Genomic DNA, 18527 nt, shown 5'->3' with positions numbered 1-18527 from the left:
TCTCTGTGAATCTGCGACTTAGGCCTAGTTAGATTTGCCGATGTCAGTCCTAGGCGCCACGCTAAAGCCATTCCCCGTTAGTTATGAAGCCTCAAATCGAGGCTGATGGCTTGCGGTCAGGTGATGCGGGTGAGAGGTAAGGAGTAGAGCTATGACGATCAAGCGCAAGAGTGTTGCGATCTGGAGCATCGTTGCCTCCATGCTCTTTTTATCCTCAGCCCTTCCAAGTGCTTATGGTCTGGAATTTCCTATGACCTCTACCGTTGAAATTCAAGGCGATGCAACAGCCCTAGCCTCTGCCGCCAATCCCATCGATAGCGCTGCAGCTTTATACGGCTCAATCAGTTTGGCTTCGACATCAGTGGGCGCAGTGTTCTCTTCAGATTTAGCTCTGGTTTCATCGATTAGCGCTTCAGTTGAAATGGCCCGCACCCCCGAGGGAGCTAAAGAAGTAGCTGAGATTATTTTGACCCAGGAATATGGATTCAGTGAATCTCAGTTCGAGTGTTTGGACTCGCTCTGGACTAAAGAGAGCCATTGGAACTACAAAGCCCACAACTATCGCTCAGGTGCTCATGGAATTGCTCAAGCTCTTCCAGCTGAGAAGATGAGTGTGGTGGGAACAGACTGGCGAACAAACCCAGTCACACAGATCCGTTGGGGAATTCGCTACATCACCATGCGCTATGACACTCCATGCAAGGCCTGGTCATTCTTTAAATCTAGGAACTACTACTAAGGCTTAGTTCCAATAGTTAATGGCTTTGAAGTTTCGGCAAAGAAATCATTTCCTTTATCGTCCACAACAATAAATGCTGGGAAATCCACTACATCGATTTTCCAGACAGCTTCCATCCCTAGCTCTTCATAATCTAGAACTTCAACTTTCTTGATGCAATCTTGTGCCAATCTGGCAGCAGGACCGCCGATGGAACCTAGGTAGAAACCACCATTGGTTTTGCAGGCATCGGTCACAGCCTTTGATCTATTTCCTTTTGCCAGCATCACATGTGAGCCGCCCTTGGATTGGAAATACTCAACGTAGGAATCCATGCGACCTGCAGTTGTTGGACCAAAAGAACCAGAGGCATAGCCGGCAGGAGTCTTTGCAGGACCTGCGTAATAGACCGCGTATTTCTTTAAATATTCTGGCATTGGAGCACCGGCATCCATCGCCTCTTTAATCTTTGCATGAGCTAAATCGCGGGCAACGACCAATGTGCCAGTGAGAGAAAGTCGAGTCTTTACAGGGTATTTAGAAAGCTGGGCCCGGATGGCATCCATCGATTGATTTAAATCAATGGCCACAACATCATCATTTAAATGCTCATCAGTTGTTTCAGGCAAGAAGTGGGCTGGATCTTGCTCTAATTGCTCAAGGAATATGCCCTCTTTAGTGATCTTGGCCTTGGCCTGGCGATCGGCTGAACAGGAAACTGCAATGGCGATAGGAAGAGATGCACCATGCCTTGGCAATCGCACAACTCGAACATCGTGGCAGAAATACTTGCCACCAAATTGGGCGCCGATTCCAAGTGTTCTAGTCAGCTCTAGTACTTGTTTCTCTAATTCAAGGTCGCGGAAACCATGACCAGTTGCGGCATCACCTTTTGTAGGCAGGGAATCCAGATACTTAGTACTAGCTAGCTTGGCAGTTTTAACAGTGTGTTCGGCGCTGGTTCCACCGATGACAATTGCCAAGTGATACGGCGGACAAGCAGCTGTTCCAATAGAGCGCAGCTTTTCATCGAGCCAGGCCATAAAGGACTTGGGATTGAGAATAGCTTTAGTCTCTTGATAGAGGAAAGACTTATTAGCACTTCCGCCACCTTTTGCGATGAATAAGAAGTTGTATTCATCGGCATGCTCACTGTCTGCATAGATTTCAATCTGGGCTGGCAGGTTATTGCCAGTGTTTTTCTCTTCCCAGGTTGTTACAGGTGCCATCTGTGAATAGCGCAGATTCAAATTAGTAAAGGCATCATAAATTCCTTGAGAAATCGCAACCTCGTCATTCGATGTAGTTAACACGTGCTGGCCTTTTTTAGCCATAACAAGGGCGGTGCCAGTGTCTTGGCACATCGGCAAGATTCCACCGGCAGAGATGTTGGCATTTTTTAAAAGATCGGTTGCTACAAAGCGATCATTAGGTGAAGCCTCTGGGTCTTTGATGATATTTGCTAACTGCGCCAAATGATCTGGGCGCAGGTAATGGGAAATATCGTGGATGGCCTCAGCCGTTAGCTTTGTCAGTGCCTCTGGTGAAACTTCTAGAAACTGCCTATCGCCTAGCTTTACAACTTTCACGCCCTCTTTGCTGACAAGACGGTATTTCGTCTCATCTTTTCCAAGAGGGAGAAGTTGTGAGTAGGAAAAAGTAGGCGACATTGTTTTTTACTTCGCCGCCGGCTTTGCAGAATCTAACTTCTTCTTTGCGCCATCTAGCCATTCCTGACAGATCTTGGCTAGCTCTTCACCGCGCTCCCAGAGCTTGAGTGATTCTTCAAGTGTGGCACTGCCATCTTCAAGGGATTCAACAACTTCGGCTAACTCATCTCGGGCAGCTTCGTAAGAAATCTTCTTTTCACTCATGGGCTAAATCTACTCCTTTGTATTATTCGGCGTCACTGTGGCATTGGTCTCGCCCTTTGCAAGGCGCAAGCGCAAAACATCGCCTGCTTTTAACTTCGTTGCATCACGGGCAATATCGCCGTTGGCTAACTGCACTACTGAGTAACCACGATCCAAGGTGGCCTGTGGTGATAGAGCTCGAACACGGGCCTTGATTTGTACTAACTCTTCTTTAGCAACTTTGACATGGCCAGCAAAAGAGCGATGGGCACGATCTTTAAGCGCCACAATGATTTCAGCACGAGAGGTGATGATCACGTGAGGATCTTTCATTACTGGGCGATCTTTGAAGGATTTAATGCGGGTGGATTCCATTTCAATGCGAGCCAGCAATGTGCGACGGGCTCTATCGGTCAGCTTTGAAATCATCTCTATCTCTTCGGCAATATCTGGCACAACCCGCTTTGCAGCATCGGTTGGAGTCGATGCTCGAAAATCTGCAACGAGATCAAGTAGCGGAGAATCTTTTTCATGGCCGATGGCGCTAACAATCGGAGTTACACAGGATGCTGCAAGTCGCACTAATGACTCATCGCTAAAGGGCAGTAGATCTTCAAAGGATCCGCCGCCTCTAGTAATGATGATGACTTCAACATCTTTATTTGCCTCTAGTTCGCGCAGCGCTTCAGATACTTCAGATACTGCCGCAGCACCTTGGACAGTGACTTCACGGATTTCAAATTCAACGCTGGGCCAGCGGCGTTTAGCGTTTTCAACAACATCTTTTTCTGCATCAGTATTGCGACCGCAGATAAGACCAATCTTTTTTGGCAGTAGTGGCAAACTAACTTTTCGATCTGAATCAAATAATCCCTCAGAGGCAAGCAGAGTTTTTAACGCTTCAAGACGGGCAAGTAATTCACCCACACCTACCTGGCGGATTTCTCGGGCAGATAAAGTAAGGGAGCCGTTTTTTGTATACCAAGATGGCTTTGCATACATCACTACGCGCGCATTCGCTGGCAGAGGTTGAATCGCTGCAATAACTGATTTGTGACACATCACCGATAAGGACATATCAACGCTGGGGTCGCGCAGGCGAATAAAAGCCATCATGCCGCTGCGTTCATTGAGTTCTGAGATTTCACCTTCCACCCAGATAGGGCCAAGGCGATCTACATATTCTTTTATTGCTTCAGTGACCACCCGCACAGGCGCGGGGGATTCACTTGAAGTTTCGAACATGTGCCCAGCCTAATAGACTCCCCTCATGGCTAAGAGAGTTCTACTTGCTGCGCCCCGCGGATATTGCGCAGGTGTTGACCGCGCTGTTATCACGGTCGAAAAAGCCTTGGCCCTCTATGGAGCACCTGTCTATGTGAGAAAGCAGATTGTTCACAACGTCCACGTTGTTGCCAGTTTGGAATCAAAAGGTGCCATCTTTGTTGATGAAACTGATGAAGTTCCAGAGGGCAAGACCGTTGTTTTCTCAGCCCATGGTGTTGCACCACTCGTTCACGAACAAGCAGCTGCCCGATCATTAAAGACAATTGATGCAACCTGTCCACTTGTAACTAAAGTGCATATGGAAGCAAGACGCTTTGCTGCAGAAGATGCTGAAATTTTGCTTATCGGCCACCACGGTCATGAAGAAGTTGAGGGCACAGCAGGTGAAGCAGTTGGTCAGGTCAGAATTGTTGATGGCCTAGATGGTGCTCGCACAGTTGAACCAACTCCAGGAAAGAAACTTGTCTGGCTATCGCAAACCACACTTAGCGTTGATGAAACTCTTGATGCTGTTGCAATCTTGAAGGAGCGCTTTCCAGAGATTCAAGATCCACCTAGTGATGACATTTGCTATGCCACACAAAACCGCCAAGAAGCGATTAAAACTATCGCCCCACAAGCAGATCTAGTCATTGTTGTTGGATCTAAAAACTCTTCTAACTCTGTGCGCTTGGTTGAAGTAGCCCTGGAGTATGGAGCAAAAGCATCGTATTTAGTTGACTATGCCGAAGAGATTCAAGATGAGTGGTTTAGCGGAGTTGAAACTATTGGTTTAACAAGTGGTGCATCTGTTCCAGAGATCTTAGTTACTGATGTTTTAAAGACCCTGGCCGAGCATGGTTATGGCGATGTTGAAACAATTACAGCAATGGAAGAATCACTGCTCTTTGCGCTGCCACCGGAGCTTCGAAAAGATATGAAAGCAGCTGGGATTTAATCTCTACGGGCTTTAGAAGGCTTAGTTTTTGCCTTTGCATTTAAATAAACAAACCAGCCATAGGTAGCACCGATGATAAGAAACGGTGCCACGCTCGCAAGTGCTGCAATGAAATCAATGCCAACGCGGGATGGTCTAAAGCCATCAAAGATCATGATCCAGAAAAGAGCGTTGGCGGCAAAAGCCAGCGGTGGAGTAACAACAGAGACATAGGTTGTGCCAGGGCGACCAAAGCGAAGTGCGCCATAGAATGAAAGAAGAATCATTGCACCTGTCAGGATTCCAACACCACTGCGCAACCAGAGTTCAATGAAAGTAAAGAAACCAATAAAGAAGCTCTGCAGCACGACGATGCCTTGTTTTTTAAGTCCAGGGCCCTGAATCGCCATTTTAGTTACGGTGCTCATTTACTTTTCTCCATCTGTTATCTCTTCTGCATCAATAAAGTCATCATCGCCTAGTTCATCACTCTTGAGTTCACGAACTGATGCTGGTGCCTCTGGGTATTCAATAGCCAGTTTATCTTTATCGCCAGTAACACCCAAGTTATGAATGCGACGGGCTGGGCTAAGGACAGTCTTTTCAGCCGTTGGTACTAGATCTTCATAGGCTTTAGATGTCGATGAAATAGCTTTACCAACTGCCACAATCTTGGTGTGTAGGAGAGTGATGTTTTTTAAGAAGGTACTTGCAACCTTTTGAATCTCATCAGCGTTTTCAGCCAACTTATTGCGCGTGAAGATATAGCCAATAGTGCGAAGTAGCGCCATCATCGATGTTGGTGTGGCAACAGTTACGCCTACTTTAAAAGCCTTTTCCAGCAGATTTGAATCTAGGCGCAGGGCTTCAGATAACAAAGTCTCAAAAGGAACAAAGAGAACAACGAAATCTGGAGAGCCTTGGGACTTGTGATAGCCGCGCTTTGCTAAGGCTTCGATGTGCTTGAGCAAATCTTTAGTGTGAGCTTGTAAAAACTCATCGCGATCTGCCTCATTAGCTGGATCAAATGCTTCTAAGAAGCGATCAAAAGGAAACTTTGAATCAATAAAGATATGACTGCCACCAGGCATCTTCACAGTGATATCTGGAATACCTGATGAATCAGAATCAGTCGTTGATTTCTGGCGGAAATACTCGTGATCTTCGCGAAGGCCAGCACCTTGTAGTAATAGTTCAAGTTGGGCTTCACCAAACTTGCCGCGGGTTTGAGAGTTAGAAAGTGCGCCAGCAATCTTTTTTGTTTCATCAAAGATGGATTCAGAGGCACGGCGCATCTCAAGAATTGTTGTATTTAACTTTGCTTCAGCCTCAGTGCGAATGCGATTTGCCTCATTGGCTTGGGTTGAGAGTTTTTCAACTGACTCTTTCATTGCAACGAGCTCTGCATTTAACTTAACGGCTGACTCTGTTTTGCTGCGCTCTGCTTCTAACTGAGATTTGTAATCATCTAGGAGTGCACGATCTGCAACAGAGGATGCAGATTTAAGGCGTGCAACTAGATATCCAATAGCGGCTCCGGCCATCAGGCCTATAAGAAGGGTTACTACGTATGCGGGCATGGGCCTATCGTGGCAGTTTGCACTGACAATCCCGCGTAGGCTCTACCCACTATGAGCCTGTCTATCGGAATCGTCGGTCTGCCAAATGTGGGTAAATCCACCCTTTTCAACGCATTGACCAAGAACAACGTCCTGGCTGCTAACTATCCCTTTGCAACCATTGAGCCCAACGTTGGAGTAGTTGGTGTGCCTGATGATCGCTTGGCAAAGCTGGCAACTATCTATGGCTCACAAAAGCTTTTACCTGCCGCTCTTTCCTTTGTTGATATCGCAGGAATTGTTAAAGGTGCATCAGAAGGTGCGGGCCTTGGCAATAAGTTCTTAGCAAATATCCGTGAAACTGATGCGATCTGCCAGGTTATTCGAGTATTTAACGATGGCGATGTTGTTCACGTCGATGGCCGTATTGATCCAGCCAGTGATATTGAAACGATTAATACTGAGTTGGCCCTGGCCGACCTGCAAACAATTGAAAAGGCAATCCCACGTCTTGAAAAAGAAGTACGAATTGCAAAAGAGAAAGCACCAGCACTAGAGGCAGCAAAGGCTGCTAATGAATGGTTGCAATCTGGTCGCCCACTTTCACAAAGCTCAATTAACCGAGAAGATCTAGCAGAGCTTCACCTACTTACTGCAAAGCCATTCCTTTATGTTTTCAACGTTGATGCTGCGGAATTAAATGACGGAGAGCTTCGAAAGAAGTTACAAGAGTTAGTTTCACCAGCAGAGGCAATCTTTTTAGATGCAAAGACTGAAGCAGAGCTTGCAGAGCTAAGTGATGAAGATGCGCTAGAGCTTTTGCAATCAATTGGTTTGCAAGAACCAGGGCTTGCAACTTTGGCCCATGTTGGTTTTAGAACTCTAGGACTACAAACTTACTTAACTGCAGGACCTAAAGAATGTCGTGCATGGACAATCCACAAAGGTGACACCGCACCAGTTGCTGCAGGTGTTATCCATACTGATTTCCAAAAGGGCTTTATTAAAGCTGAAATCGTTTCATTTGCTGATTTGATGGAAGCGGGATCAGTTGCCGAAGCGCGCTCTAAAGGAAAAGTGCGCATGGAAGGCAAAGATTACGTAATGGCAGATGGAGATGTTGTTGAATTTAGGTTCAACGTCTAATTGCCGGTGTAATACTTTCCGATTTCGCTAAGTGCCTTATCCAACATCTCAAGACCAAGCTTTGCATCTTCAACTGAAATATTGCATGGTGGGCACAAGTGAATGCGGTTGAAGTTATTAAATGGCATTAATCCATGCTTCTTACATGCAGCCACTAATTCATTCATTGCAGGACTTGATGCACCGTATGGAGCTAGTGGCTCATGCGTTGCACGATCAGAGACCATATCCACGCCCCAGAAAACACCTGCGCCACGGATATCGCCAATAACTTTGTGCTTCTTAGCTAACTCTTTTAAGCCAGGACCAAGGATGGTTTCGCCAATCATTGTGGCGTTTTCCAGCATCTTCTCTTCCTTCATGACATCGATAGTTGCAACTGCCGTTGCACATGCCAATGGGTGACCCATATATGTCAGGCCGCCAGGAAATACCTTTTCATCAAAGGTCTTTGAAATTGCATCGCTGATTACTACGCCGCCAAGTTGGACGTAACCAGAGGTAACGCCCTTAGCAAAAGTAATCAGATCTGGAACAGCTGCGCCATGTTGGTATGCAAACCACTTACCTGTGCGACCAAATCCAGACATGACTTCATCTGCAATCCATAGAATCTTGTATTTATCGCACAATGCGCGGATTCCATCAAGATAACCCTTAGGTGGCATTAACACGCCAGCAGTTCCTGGAACTGATTCAATCAAGATTGCAGCAATTGTTCCTGGACCCTCAAAAATAATTGTTTGTTCAAGATGCTCTAGTGCACGCTTGCACTCTTCTTCCTCAGTTGTTGCCCAGAAGTTAGTGCGATAGAGATATGGACCAAAGAAGTGAACATGGCCAAAAGCAAACTCATTAGGGAATCTACGTGGATCTCCAGTTGCATTAATAGCAGCACCTGTGTTGCCGTGATAAGAACGATAGGTAGATAGCACCTTGTGCTTGTGAGTGTGTAAGCGGGCCATGCGAATAGCGTTTTCAATCGCATCTGCGCCGCCATTAGTAAAGAAAACCTTTGCAAAGTGATCGCCAGCTAATTCAACAACGCGCTGGGCTGCTTCATTACGGGCATCATTGGCATGTTGCGGTGCGATAGTTGTTAGAACTTCAGCTTGATCTTGAATAGCTTTAACAACTTTTGGATGCTGGTGGCCTATGTTTGTGAAAACTAACTGTGAAGAGAAATCTAAATAAACTTTGCCTGCATGGTCCCAAAACCTAGATCCTGAACCGCTTGCAATAGGCATAGGCGAAATTGCACCTTGGGCAGACCATGAGTGAAATACATATTTATGGTCAGCAGCACTTACGGCCTCTTGCTTTGCTGGATCGCTCTTTGGTGCACTCATGAAAGTTAGCCTTTTATCTAGTAGGTAGCGCCATCTTAACGCCTGAAGTAGATTGCACCTATGACTCAGATTACGCATTGGATCAACGGCGCCCTCGATACCAAGAAGCCAGAACGCTCGGGAGATATCTATAACCCAGCAACTGGAAAAGTAACGGGGACTGTGGCCTTTGGAAATGCTGCCACCGTTGATTCAGCCGTGTCTGCAGCAACAGCAGCTTTTGCCGAATGGCGCCATAGCTCACTGACTAAGCGCACACAGGTTCTTTTTGCTTTTCGTGAGTTAGTTGCACAAAACAAAGAAAAGATTGCAGCTCTCATTACTGCAGAGCATGGAAAAGTATTAAGTGATGCTGCAGGTGAAGTAACACGTGGTCTTGAAGTAGTTGAGTTTGCTTGTGGCATTCCGCATCTGCTCAAAGGTGGATTTTCAGAGGAAGTATCAACTGGAGTAGATGTCTATTCAATCCGCCAAGCACTTGGCCCAGTTGCAATCATCTCTCCCTTTAACTTCCCAGCAATGGTGCCAATGTGGTTCTTCCCAGTTGCCATTGCTTGCGGAAACACCGTTGTTGTTAAGCCTTCTGAGAAAGATCCATCTGCTGCAATGTTTATGGCGCAGTTGTGGAAAGAAGCGGGATTGCCAGATGGTGTTTTCAATATTGTTCATGGAGATAAAGAAGTTGTAGATGCACTCCTTGTTCACCCAGGAATCAAATCAATTTCATTTGTGGGTTCAACTCCTATTGCACGCTATGTGTATGAAACTGGAACAAAAGCAGGAAAGCGCGTTCAAGCATTGGGCGGGGCTAAGAACCACATGATTGTTCTTCCAGACTCAGATCTAGAACTAGCAGCCGATGCTGCCATTAACGCAGGCTTTGGTTCTGCAGGAGAGCGCTGTATGGCAATCTCTGCAATCGTTGCTGTTGAACCTATTGGAAATGCATTGGTTGCACGCATTAAATCCCGTATGGCAAACATTGTTACGGGCGATGGCACAAAGGGCAGCGACATGGGCCCACTTGTGACAGCAGTTCACCGTGACAAAGTTGCTTCTTATATTGAAGCCGGAGCTAAAGAAGGTGCAACAGTTGTTGTTGATGGACGCGATCTAAAAGTTGATGGCGATGGCTTCTTCCTTGGGCCAACTCTGCTCGATAACGTGAGCCCAAAGATGTCGGTCTATACCGATGAAATCTTTGGACCAGTTTTAAGCATTCTTCGCGTTAATACCTATGACGAGGCATTGAATTTAGTTAACTCACATCAATATGGAAATGGCACAGCAATCTTCACCAATGATGGTGGAGCAGCTCGACGTTTCCAGAATGAAGTAGAAGTAGGAATGGTGGGAATTAACGTTCCTATTCCAGTGCCAATGGCCTATTACTCATTTGGTGGATGGAAGAACTCATTATTTGGTGATTCACATGCACATGGCACTGAAGGTGTTCATTTCTTTACTCGCGGCAAAGTTGTTACAAGCCGCTGGTTAGATCCAAGCCATGGTGGAATTAACTTAGGTTTCCCACAAAATGATTAAGATAAAGAAAAAGCCCCGCAAAGATTAATCTGCGGGGCTTTTTCTCTTTAAATTACTTTCTCCAGCGTAGGTCACCCTGAAATGCCGTGCACGTTAAGCCTGGGGCTTCCAGCCCAGCCTCCGAACACTTCTTTCCATACTTGGCTGCCGCAGCTTCAGGATATGTTGGAAGTGCAACTGGCAGTTTGATAGTCAGGAATGATGTCTTCAACTTTCCGATGTCAACCAAACCTGAAGTTGTGTTGTATGCGAAGTTAAAGTCATTGTCGTTTACGACCACGATGTGGTTGGCATCAAGTACTGCCACGCCTTCTATCTTGCCCGGCATGGATGCAATTGAGGTGCTGTTAAAGACAATCTTCTTGTTGCTTGCAGCAATCAACTTTTCAACTTCAGCGTTGGTTCCAACACCGGTGTATGACTCAAGCGATGGTGATGTAGCAGCTAAATCCCACTTACTTCCTAAGATATTTGCTGATTCATCAATTGTGATTGTTGAGAGCAAGTAAGAGTTATCTGTGCGCTCTTGCACCAGTAGAGTATTTGAATCTAGAGCCACCATTGCTGATAACTTTAAATCACTGTTTTTTGTCGCTTTAGCATCAACAAGTGAAACCTTTTCAAATCCAAATACGAATTCTCCCGTAAATCTCTTCGATCCAAGATCAAAGCGCAAAATACGAGTTGCAAGACTTGCATCACCAACTGCCTTTGTTGGATTTAGCAGCGGGCTTTGTAGGCCGATAAATAGTGTTTTTCCATCTGGTGTCAGTGCAAGCGCTTCAAAGCCACGGTTGGCCTTACGAGTGAGGTAAAGAGAAGGAATTGACTTCACAGCTTTAAAGCTTGTTGGGTTTCCTTTCCAACCAGTGGGAACATAGCGGGCCTTGATAGCCCCAGTTGATGAGAGCTGAGCCAAACTTGGGGCGTACTCATCTACAATCCAAAAATCACCATTTGCAGTTTTAACAAGACCCTCTGCATCTAGACCAGATAGGTTGTATAAAGTGTCTGCGGTAATTCCCTTTACATCTGTTGGAACCGCGTCATAACCCTTAATGTTTGGCAATCCTGTCGCGCCAGCGCCACTTTTTGTCTTAATCGCGATTGTTTCAAGGATTTTTACTTGAGAACCTGAAATCTGAATTTTCAGAATGAGTGGAGAGAAAGTTGGAACCACGAATCCAGTTCCTGCAGATTTGTCAGGTTGCACTGTGTCATTGTTTGGCCCGCGGTCTGTGATTGCGTAGAAAATATCTGCCGCATCACCTGGGATGTGATAAAGATCTGAACCAAGTCCGCCAAGTAAGACGCCCTGATCATTAGCAACTGAATCTGCGATTGCTGCATTTGAAGCTGACTTAAGAGTTATATCTGGCAGTACCGCTGTCGAAACTAAAACTGGTGCATCTGCTGCGAAAACGGCCTGAGGCACCACAAGTGCCACGGCAGCTAATGAAGCCAAAATGAATTTTTTCATTAATTCTCCTTTGTTCTCCGTATGTATCCGAGAGAAAATAGGCGCTAAAAGAGTGCAAATTGCATCTACACCCTGAATGCAGGGTTAACAGGCATGAAACATCAGCACATGAGTGGGGCAATTAGTCCATATCCGCTGCAAAAGGTAGAATATCTACGTGTGGCCGATGGAATTGGCCTCTGTAATACCCAAATCGTTGGATAGAGGCAGGGCCTGATAACGGCTGGCTTCACTAGGAAAGTAGTTTTCGTGGCCAAGATTCAAGAGCATCTTAAAGACCTGCCTGTAAAAAAGCGCGAAAATCTTCGCAACGTTGCCATCATCGCCCACGTTGACCACGGTAAAACAACTCTAGTCGATGCCATGTTGTGGCAGTCAGGTGCTTTTGCTGCCTATAAGAAGCAAGACGATAGCAATGACCGCATGATGGATTCAATGGATCTAGAGCGCGAAAAGGGAATTACGATTCTTGCTAAGAACACTGCGGTTAAGCGCGGTGACACAATCGTTAACATTATTGATACACCAGGCCACGCAGACTTCGGTGGTGAAGTTGAACGTGGACTTGAAATGGTGGATGGCGTTATTTTGTTAGTGGATGCATCAGAAGGTCCATTGCCACAAACACGTTTCGTTTTGCGCAAAGCGCTAGAGAAGAACTTGCCCGTTATCTTGTTAATCAACAAGGTTGACCGTCCCGATTCACGTATTGCTGAAGTTGTTGATGAAGCATATGAATTGTTCTTAGATCTAGATGCAACTGAAGAACAAATTGAATTCCCAGTTGTGTATGCATCAGCTAAAGCTGGTCGCGCATCACTCAAGCGCCCAGCAGATGGCGGAATGCCAGAAGAAGAAAACTTAGATGTTTTGTTCGACACAATCTTTAGCGCAATTCCAGCGCCTGTCTATCACGAAGGTGCACCACTTCAGGCACACGTAACTAACCTTGACTCTTCCCCATTCCTTGGCCGTTTGGCGCTATGCCGCGTGCGCGAAGGTGTTATTAAAAAGGGCCAATCTGTTACTTGGATTAAGACTGATGGAACTACCGAGCGCGTGAAGGTTTCAGAGCTTTTAATTACTGAAGCACTCGATCGTGTTCCAGCGATGGAAGCTCACCCAGGTGACATCATCGCTGTGGCAGGTATTGAAACGATTACTTTGGGTGAAACCCTTGCAGATCTTGAAGATCCACATGCATTGCCATTAATCATCGTTGATGAACCATCAATTTCTATGACTATCGGTATCAATACATCTCCTCTTGCAGGCAAGAGTGGAAAACTACTTACAGCACGCCAAGTAAAGGGCCGTCTGGATGCAGAGCTTGTCGGTAACGTTTCATTGCGCGTGTTAAACACAGAACGTCCTGATACATGGGAAGTTCAAGGTCGCGGAGAACTCCAGCTTGCCGTTCTTGTTGAAATCATGAAGCGCGAAGGTTTTGAACTAACTGTTGGTAAGCCACAGGTAGTTATCAAGAAGATTGATGGAAAGATCCACGAACCGATGGAGCGTTTAACAATTGATGCACCTGAAGAATATCTAGGTGTTCTAACTCAGTTGATGGCACTTCGTAAGGGACGCATGGAGCAAATGGTTAATCACGGAACCGGTTGGATCCGTCTTGACTACAAGGTTCCTTCTCGTGGACTTATTGGATTTAGAACTGAGTTCTTAACTGAAACTCGTGGAACAGGATTACTCCACCACGTATTTGATGGTTACGAGCCTTGGTATGGCGATATCCGTACACGCGGAACAGGTTCACTTGTTTCAGACCGTATGGGAACAGTTACTTCTTACGCACTCTATGGAACACAAGATCGCGGAACAATATTTGTTGAGCCAGGCGATGAAGTCTATGAAGGTATGGTTATTGGCGAGAACTCTCGTTCAGATGACATGGACGTTAACTGTGTTCGCGAAAAGAAACTTACAAACATGCGTGCTTCAGGCACAGATGAATCAGAGCGTTTGATTCCGCCTAAGAAGCTCAACATGGAAGGTGCTCTTGAGTTCTGCCGTGAAGATGAGTGCGTTGAAGTTACGCCAGCTGTAGTTCGTATCCGCAAGGTTGTTCTTGATGGTGACGAGCGTGCCCGTACTACTGCGCGCCAGAAGAAGGCGAACCTGAACGCTAACTAACAGGTAATTCACAGGAAAAGCCCCGCACCGTTAATTTGGTGTGGGGTTTTTTCATTGCCGGTGCCAAGCTCTCAAACTCTCACCAATAAGTTTTCTTAAACTTATTCACAAATTCCTCCTATACACTGCCACATCGATAACTAAGGGGAGTTTGAGTTAATGAAAAAGAGCCGAGTAATACCTATAGCCTTAGTTGCAGTCCTTGCTACAGGTGCTATTACTGTTGAGAAAACTATCTCCTCACGCATTACTACGAGAGTGTATGAAGTTATGCCTAGGGCAACAGATGTAACTGCTTCCATACCTTTGTTAGATATTCCTGGCAATATCGCGTCCGACTCAATCAAGTCGATTCGCATCAATGTTGGTGAATATGCTTTGAAAGATTCTACTTTTAAACCTTCATTAGCAATCAATGCACAAGATATTTCTAAGGCTAATCCAAATGTCATCGGGTCACTGGATGTAACGGCAATCATTCCTGCCTCCACAATCACACAATTAGCTGATTTTAATGATGCCCAAATTGTAGGAAATACCTTGCAAGTATCTGTTGGATCAGGCGGTCTTGGAACCGCAATCCTTGTTCCAAAGTATTCAGGTAATCAGATCTACTTTGAACTTCAAGGCGTGTCACTCTTCGGTAATGAAATACCTGCTGATTCTTTACCTGCAGAGATTAAGGACCAGATTAAAAGTAAGAGCGTGCGAACTTTGAGTGCACCCAAAGGTATGAGTGTTAAATCAATTTCACTAAGCAACAAAGGGCTTGCATTAACAATGCACGGCAAAAACATCCAACCAACAAGAATCGGTTCAACTTTCTAGGAGACGGTATGAAACTGGATATAAGAAAGGTTCTTCCAAAGAATCCATCAGAATTTAGTGGCTATCGCGCAGTGCGCATTCTCTTGGCCATTTACATGTTTGTCATTGTGGTGCGCAGCTGCATTCACTTCTTTGCCTCAGATGGTGGAGCAAACAGCATCGCAGGTATTGACATTTCTGTTGAGGGTGGAGACAACATAATTGCGATATTTCACCAATGGGGAGCGACTCAGCTACTGCTTGTGCTTCTGCTTTATGTTTTATTTTTCAAATATCCAGGCCTGACGCCACTAATTGCGTTGACTCTTGTCATTGAGCCAATCTTTCGCTTAATTTCAGGGAAGATTATGCCTGTAACTGCCGAAGCAACCCCGCCAGGTGAGAGCCTTAATGGAGCTTCTTTCTATGTGCTGGCCGTTTTATTTATCATCTCTTTAATTGAGAAGGCGCCTAGAAAGAAAAGTTAATTCCTACTGAGCAGATATGTGCTGAAATGGGAATCCAAGTCCAGGCATTGAATCAATACTTTTCTTTCCCAGCAGGCTCAAACAAGCCTATTTGTCGCACCCTTCGGGCAAGATGCTCACTGTGAGTAAAGCGCCCTTTTCCTTCGTTGCACCTAGCGCTCCTCGTGTCATACCTACGCTTTCCCCTGATCAGCAAAGCGCAGTCACACATCGCGGTTCTGCATTAGTTGTACACGGTGGACCTGGCACAGGTAAAACAACGGTTTTAGTTGAAGCTGCACTTGCTCGCATCCGAGAGGGCCAAAATCCAGATTCAATTCTTCTTCTCACCTTTGGTCGCGAACGAGCTTCTGAATTACGTGATGCCATCGCACTTCGCACGACTAAAACAATGTTTGAACCTTTAGCTAGAACATTTCACTCACTTGCTTTTTCAATTATTAAGATGAAAGCAAAGGATGATCCTGAACCAATTCTGCTTAGTGGTCCAGAGCAAGAGAGTTATATCAAAGAGCTCTTGCAAGGTGATATTGCAGATGGTTATAAAGAGTGGCCAGAAGATTTACATGCAGCGCTAACCACCAATGGTTTTGCTCGTGAGCTTCGCGATTTAATCTTGCGTGCCTCTGAGCGAGGTATTGGACCAGATGAGTTAGAAAAGCTTGGGACAACTGAGGGTGAGAAGTATTGGTCGGCTGCTGCTAAGTTTTGGAAGCGCTATTTGAATTCAATGGTGATGCGAGAAATTAGTGCAACCGATGCAAAGCTGCGCATTGATCCATCTGAATTAGTCTCACGCGCAGCAATTCACCTTCATAACAACCCAGATGTTCTCTCAGCTCTGCGAGCACGCTTTACGACAATTATGGTTGATGAGTTTCAAGAGTCTGATCCTGCCCAGCGCGCACTGCTTGCCATGCTCACCGGCAATGATGTCATCATCGCTGCTGATGCAGACTCTGCGGTTGGTCGCTTTCGCGGAGCAGATCCTGATGGTTTATCGGCAGCCCTTGATCCATATCGGGTGAAAGAGATTATTTTAAACACAGGCTTTAGAAATTCTTCAAGTATTTTTGATGTGGGATTGAGCTTTGCCAAAAGTATGAAGGGTTCACAGACCACGCGCAAACGCAGCTGTGGCAATGAAAAAACGGGCCAAGTACAGGTCCATCGTTTTAGATCAGGGGCAGAAGAGGCAGCATTTATTGCCCATCAGTTCCGTAGTGCGCATCTGCGTGAAGGTATTTCATATAGCAACATGGCAGTTATTTTGCGCAGCCCTGGAATACAGGCATCATCGCTGCGACGAGCGTTTTCTCAGGTTGGTATTCCCGTTGCATCTGAACTCCAAGCTTTAGCTGGTAATCCCGCAATTGCGCCCTTCTTACTTTTAGCTCGCATTGCACTTAAACAACAACCGCTCAACTTTGATTCTGCTGAGCGTTTGCTGATGAGTGAATTTGGCGGGGCAGATTCGATTTCATTGCGTCGAATTCGCCGGGCGTTGATTGCTGCTCGGGCAGATGGTGACGATCGCACGGGAACTCAGTTGCTCATTGCCGCCCTTGATTCAGGTGAGTTGTTTATTGAAGGTGCAACTGAGATTGTGCGCGTGCATGAGCTGCTAGAAAAAGCTCGGGCAGTTGCTAGAAACAAGAAAGCAACAGCAGATGAACTGCTGTGGGCTATTTGGGATAACGCAGTCACAAGTGATGGAGCAAAATTAGCTAGCACGTGGCGCAATCAAGCGTTACGTCCTGGAGTTCGCGGGGCTGCAGCAGACCGTGACCTTGATGCAATGATGCAGTTGTTTGAAAGTGCGGCTAGATATTCAGAGCGCTTCCCACTCTCTGGCCCTGGTGCTTTCATTGCTGAAATTGCAACGGAAGATATTGCTGGCGATGTAATTACGGCTAAAGGTGTGCGACCAGATTTCGTTGAAATTCTTACAGTTCACAGTGCTAAGGGACGTGAGTGGGATTTAGTTGCAATTGCAGGATTACAAGAAGGTTCTTGGCCAAACCTTAAGCAACGCTCCTCACTACTTGGTGCAGAGCGTTTAGTTGAGCGCAAGCGCAACCCTGATATCGCCCGGGATCAGCTAGATGTCATTGCTGCCAGCGGTCTATTGCAAGATGAAGAGCGGTTGTTTCATGTGGCGCTAACCCGCGCCAAACAATCACTATTTGTTACTGCCGTGCAGCGAGATGATGAAGAGCCTTCACAGTTCTTTGAATCTGTTGAAGTTCTAGTAAAAAAGATTGATGAAGCGCTAGAGCCGGAGATAACCGAAGTACCAAGGCCTATTACCGCCCCTGCTCTTGTCGCAGAACTTCGTAGTCAATTAGATGGCGAAAATGGGAAAGAAGCGGCTTCTTTGCTTAGTGCAATGGCAGCTGAAGGAATATATTTAGCAGATCCTGCAAGTTGGATTGGATCTGTGCCACTGAGTACAGATGCTCCAGTTATTGATCCAGATTTAGAAGTTGTTGTGTCTCCTAGTGGAGCTGAATCATTTGTTGAATGTGGAGTCAAATGGTTCCTGCAAAATAATGGTGGCACTGATGGTGATAGCACCGCTCAAGTTTTAGGTTCTGCCATTCACGCATTTGCCGCCAAGATGGTGCAAGAGCCAGGAACATCTAAGCAAGATTTGATTGCAAATCTAGAAAGTTCATGGAAGCTTATTGATCCAGAGTCTGGCTGGGTCAGTGCTTCACATTTAGAAAACGCTGTAACAATGCTTGAGAAGTTTGTTACCTACCACAATGAATCCAAGCGAGAAGTTGTGGATGCTGAAATTAGATTTGATGTGAAATTGGGTCGTGCTCGAATTCGAGGAATTGTGGATCGATTAGAGGTTGAAGCCGATGGTTCACTATTTATTATTGATTTCAAGACCGGTGGAACGGCCATTTCATTAAAGGATGCCAAAGAGAATCTGCAGCTAGCAAGTTACCAAGTGGGTATTGCTGAAGGTGGCTTTACACAAGGCAATGTCAGTGCTGGAGCAGAGCTGGTGTATCTGGGCACAAGTACCGCAGGTGCAACCCTTAGACCACAACATGTTATTGATGTTGAGGCGACAAAAGAGAAATTGAATGAGATTGCAGACGGCATGGGAGCTGCTACTTTCTTTGCCACCGTAAATAAGCGCTGTAAAGGCTGCCCAGTGCGCAAATCCTGCCCCGTTCAAAATGATGGACGGACGGTGATTGAGCAGTGATA

At 45.9% G+C, this 18527-nt stretch carries 15 protein-coding genes; 8 read left to right on the top strand and 7 right to left on the bottom strand.

What is annotated here, in order from left to right:
* Positions 1–151: 151 nt before the first annotated feature.
* Positions 152–739, top strand: coding sequence for an aggregation-promoting factor C-terminal-like domain-containing protein (locus A7sIIA15_RS06045; protein WP_095686246.1), 588 nt, complete (start codon positions 152–154; stop codon positions 737–739).
* On the opposite strand, the gene A7sIIA15_RS06040 is transcribed toward A7sIIA15_RS06045, so the two are convergent.
* The 3 genes from A7sIIA15_RS06040 to xseA are packed head-to-tail and all read right to left on the bottom strand — an operon-like array spanning position 736 to position 3816.
* On the bottom strand, positions 736–2388 hold the full coding sequence (locus A7sIIA15_RS06040; RefSeq protein ID WP_095686245.1) for a fumarate hydratase: 1653 nt from the start codon (positions 2386–2388) through the stop codon (positions 736–738). The genes A7sIIA15_RS06045 and A7sIIA15_RS06040 overlap by 4 nt on opposite strands.
* Positions 2389–2394: 6 nt before the next feature.
* The gene (locus A7sIIA15_RS06035; protein ID WP_018225697.1) at positions 2395–2592 is read right to left on the bottom strand and encodes an exodeoxyribonuclease VII small subunit; all 198 of its coding nucleotides are present in this window, start codon (positions 2590–2592) and stop codon (positions 2395–2397) included.
* 9 nt (positions 2593–2601) lie between these two features.
* Positions 2602–3816: an exodeoxyribonuclease VII large subunit gene (xseA, locus tag A7sIIA15_RS06030; protein ID WP_095686244.1), complete on the bottom strand. Its 1215-nt coding sequence runs from the start codon at positions 3814–3816 to the stop codon at positions 2602–2604.
* 25 nt (positions 3817–3841) lie between these two features.
* On the opposite strand from xseA, the gene A7sIIA15_RS06025 reads away from it, so the two are divergent.
* Entirely contained in the window at positions 3842–4795 is a 954-nt protein-coding gene (locus tag A7sIIA15_RS06025; protein ID WP_095686243.1) for a 4-hydroxy-3-methylbut-2-enyl diphosphate reductase, read from the top strand.
* Here A7sIIA15_RS06025 and A7sIIA15_RS06020 read toward each other — a convergent pair.
* Both A7sIIA15_RS06020 and A7sIIA15_RS06015 read right to left on the bottom strand, forming a co-directional pair.
* A complete protein-coding gene (locus A7sIIA15_RS06020; RefSeq protein ID WP_095686242.1) occupies positions 4792–5202 on the bottom strand; it encodes a hypothetical protein in 411 nt (136 codons plus the stop codon). The two genes, A7sIIA15_RS06025 and A7sIIA15_RS06020, sit on opposite strands and share 4 nt — an antisense overlap.
* Positions 5203–6354, bottom strand: a complete 1152-nt coding sequence (locus A7sIIA15_RS06015) for a DNA recombination protein RmuC (protein WP_095686241.1) — start codon at positions 6352–6354, stop codon at positions 5203–5205.
* 51 nt (positions 6355–6405) lie between these two features.
* Here A7sIIA15_RS06015 and ychF point away from each other — a divergent pair, with 51 nt between their 5' ends.
* Entirely contained in the window at positions 6406–7479 is a 1074-nt protein-coding gene (gene ychF / locus A7sIIA15_RS06010) for a redox-regulated ATPase YchF (RefSeq protein WP_095686240.1), read from the top strand.
* Here ychF and A7sIIA15_RS06005 read toward each other — a convergent pair.
* Complete coding sequence (locus A7sIIA15_RS06005; RefSeq protein ID WP_095686239.1) at positions 7476–8828, bottom strand: aspartate aminotransferase family protein; 1353 nt, start codon at positions 8826–8828, stop codon at positions 7476–7478. The two genes, ychF and A7sIIA15_RS06005, sit on opposite strands and share 4 nt — an antisense overlap.
* A gap of 60 nt (positions 8829–8888) precedes the next feature.
* Here A7sIIA15_RS06005 and A7sIIA15_RS06000 point away from each other — a divergent pair, with 60 nt between their 5' ends.
* A complete protein-coding gene (locus tag A7sIIA15_RS06000) occupies positions 8889–10373 on the top strand; it encodes a CoA-acylating methylmalonate-semialdehyde dehydrogenase (RefSeq protein ID WP_095686238.1) in 1485 nt (494 codons plus the stop codon).
* Positions 10374–10425: 52 nt separating this feature from the next.
* On the opposite strand, the gene A7sIIA15_RS05995 is transcribed toward A7sIIA15_RS06000, so the two are convergent.
* Complete coding sequence (locus A7sIIA15_RS05995) at positions 10426–11853, bottom strand: esterase-like activity of phytase family protein (protein WP_095686237.1); 1428 nt, start codon at positions 11851–11853, stop codon at positions 10426–10428.
* Between the two features lie 249 nt (positions 11854–12102).
* Between A7sIIA15_RS05995 and typA the strand changes: the two genes are divergently transcribed.
* From typA to A7sIIA15_RS05975, 4 genes are all read left to right on the top strand, one after another.
* Positions 12103–14004, top strand: a complete 1902-nt coding sequence (typA, locus tag A7sIIA15_RS05990) for a translational GTPase TypA (protein WP_095686236.1) — start codon at positions 12103–12105, stop codon at positions 14002–14004.
* A 159-nt stretch (positions 14005–14163) separates the two neighbouring features.
* Entirely contained in the window at positions 14164–14832 is a 669-nt protein-coding gene (locus tag A7sIIA15_RS05985; protein ID WP_095686235.1) for a hypothetical protein, read from the top strand.
* Positions 14833–14840: 8 nt separating this feature from the next.
* Positions 14841–15299, top strand: coding sequence for a hypothetical protein (locus A7sIIA15_RS05980; protein ID WP_095686234.1), 459 nt, complete (start codon positions 14841–14843; stop codon positions 15297–15299).
* Positions 15300–15420: 121 nt separating this feature from the next.
* A complete protein-coding gene (locus tag A7sIIA15_RS05975) occupies positions 15421–18525 on the top strand; it encodes an ATP-dependent helicase (RefSeq protein WP_095686469.1) in 3105 nt (1034 codons plus the stop codon).
* Positions 18526–18527 lie beyond the last annotated feature (2 nt).

Origin of the sequence: Candidatus Planktophila vernalis (assembly GCF_002288185.1) — a bacterium.
GTDB lineage: Bacteria > Actinomycetota > Actinomycetes > Nanopelagicales > Nanopelagicaceae > Planktophila > Planktophila vernalis.
This window is presented reverse-complemented; position numbering and strand designations above follow the sequence as displayed.

Bases quoted from the DNA above. Each gene is read 5' to 3' on its own strand.
- A7sIIA15_RS06045 (WP_095686246.1), top strand. From the start codon at position 152: ATGACGATCAAGCGCAAGAGTGTTGCGATCTGGAGCATCGTTGCCTCC.
- A7sIIA15_RS06040 (WP_095686245.1), bottom strand. From the start codon at position 2,388: ATGTCGCCTACTTTTTCCTACTCACAACTTCTCCCTCTTGGAAAAGAT.
- A7sIIA15_RS06035 (WP_018225697.1), bottom strand. From the start codon at position 2,592: ATGAGTGAAAAGAAGATTTCTTACGAAGCTGCCCGAGATGAGTTAGCC.
- xseA (WP_095686244.1), bottom strand. From the start codon at position 3,816: ATGTTCGAAACTTCAAGTGAATCCCCCGCGCCTGTGCGGGTGGTCACT.
- A7sIIA15_RS06025 (WP_095686243.1), top strand. From the start codon at position 3,842: ATGGCTAAGAGAGTTCTACTTGCTGCGCCCCGCGGATATTGCGCAGGT.
- A7sIIA15_RS06020 (WP_095686242.1), bottom strand. From the start codon at position 5,202: ATGAGCACCGTAACTAAAATGGCGATTCAGGGCCCTGGACTTAAAAAA.
- A7sIIA15_RS06015 (WP_095686241.1), bottom strand. From the start codon at position 6,354: ATGCCCGCATACGTAGTAACCCTTCTTATAGGCCTGATGGCCGGAGCC.
- ychF (WP_095686240.1), top strand. From the start codon at position 6,406: ATGAGCCTGTCTATCGGAATCGTCGGTCTGCCAAATGTGGGTAAATCC.
- A7sIIA15_RS06005 (WP_095686239.1), bottom strand. From the start codon at position 8,828: ATGAGTGCACCAAAGAGCGATCCAGCAAAGCAAGAGGCCGTAAGTGCT.
- A7sIIA15_RS06000 (WP_095686238.1), top strand. From the start codon at position 8,889: ATGACTCAGATTACGCATTGGATCAACGGCGCCCTCGATACCAAGAAG.
- A7sIIA15_RS05995 (WP_095686237.1), bottom strand. From the start codon at position 11,853: ATGAAAAAATTCATTTTGGCTTCATTAGCTGCCGTGGCACTTGTGGTG.
- A7sIIA15_RS05985 (WP_095686235.1), top strand. From the start codon at position 14,164: ATGAAAAAGAGCCGAGTAATACCTATAGCCTTAGTTGCAGTCCTTGCT.
- A7sIIA15_RS05980 (WP_095686234.1), top strand. From the start codon at position 14,841: ATGAAACTGGATATAAGAAAGGTTCTTCCAAAGAATCCATCAGAATTT.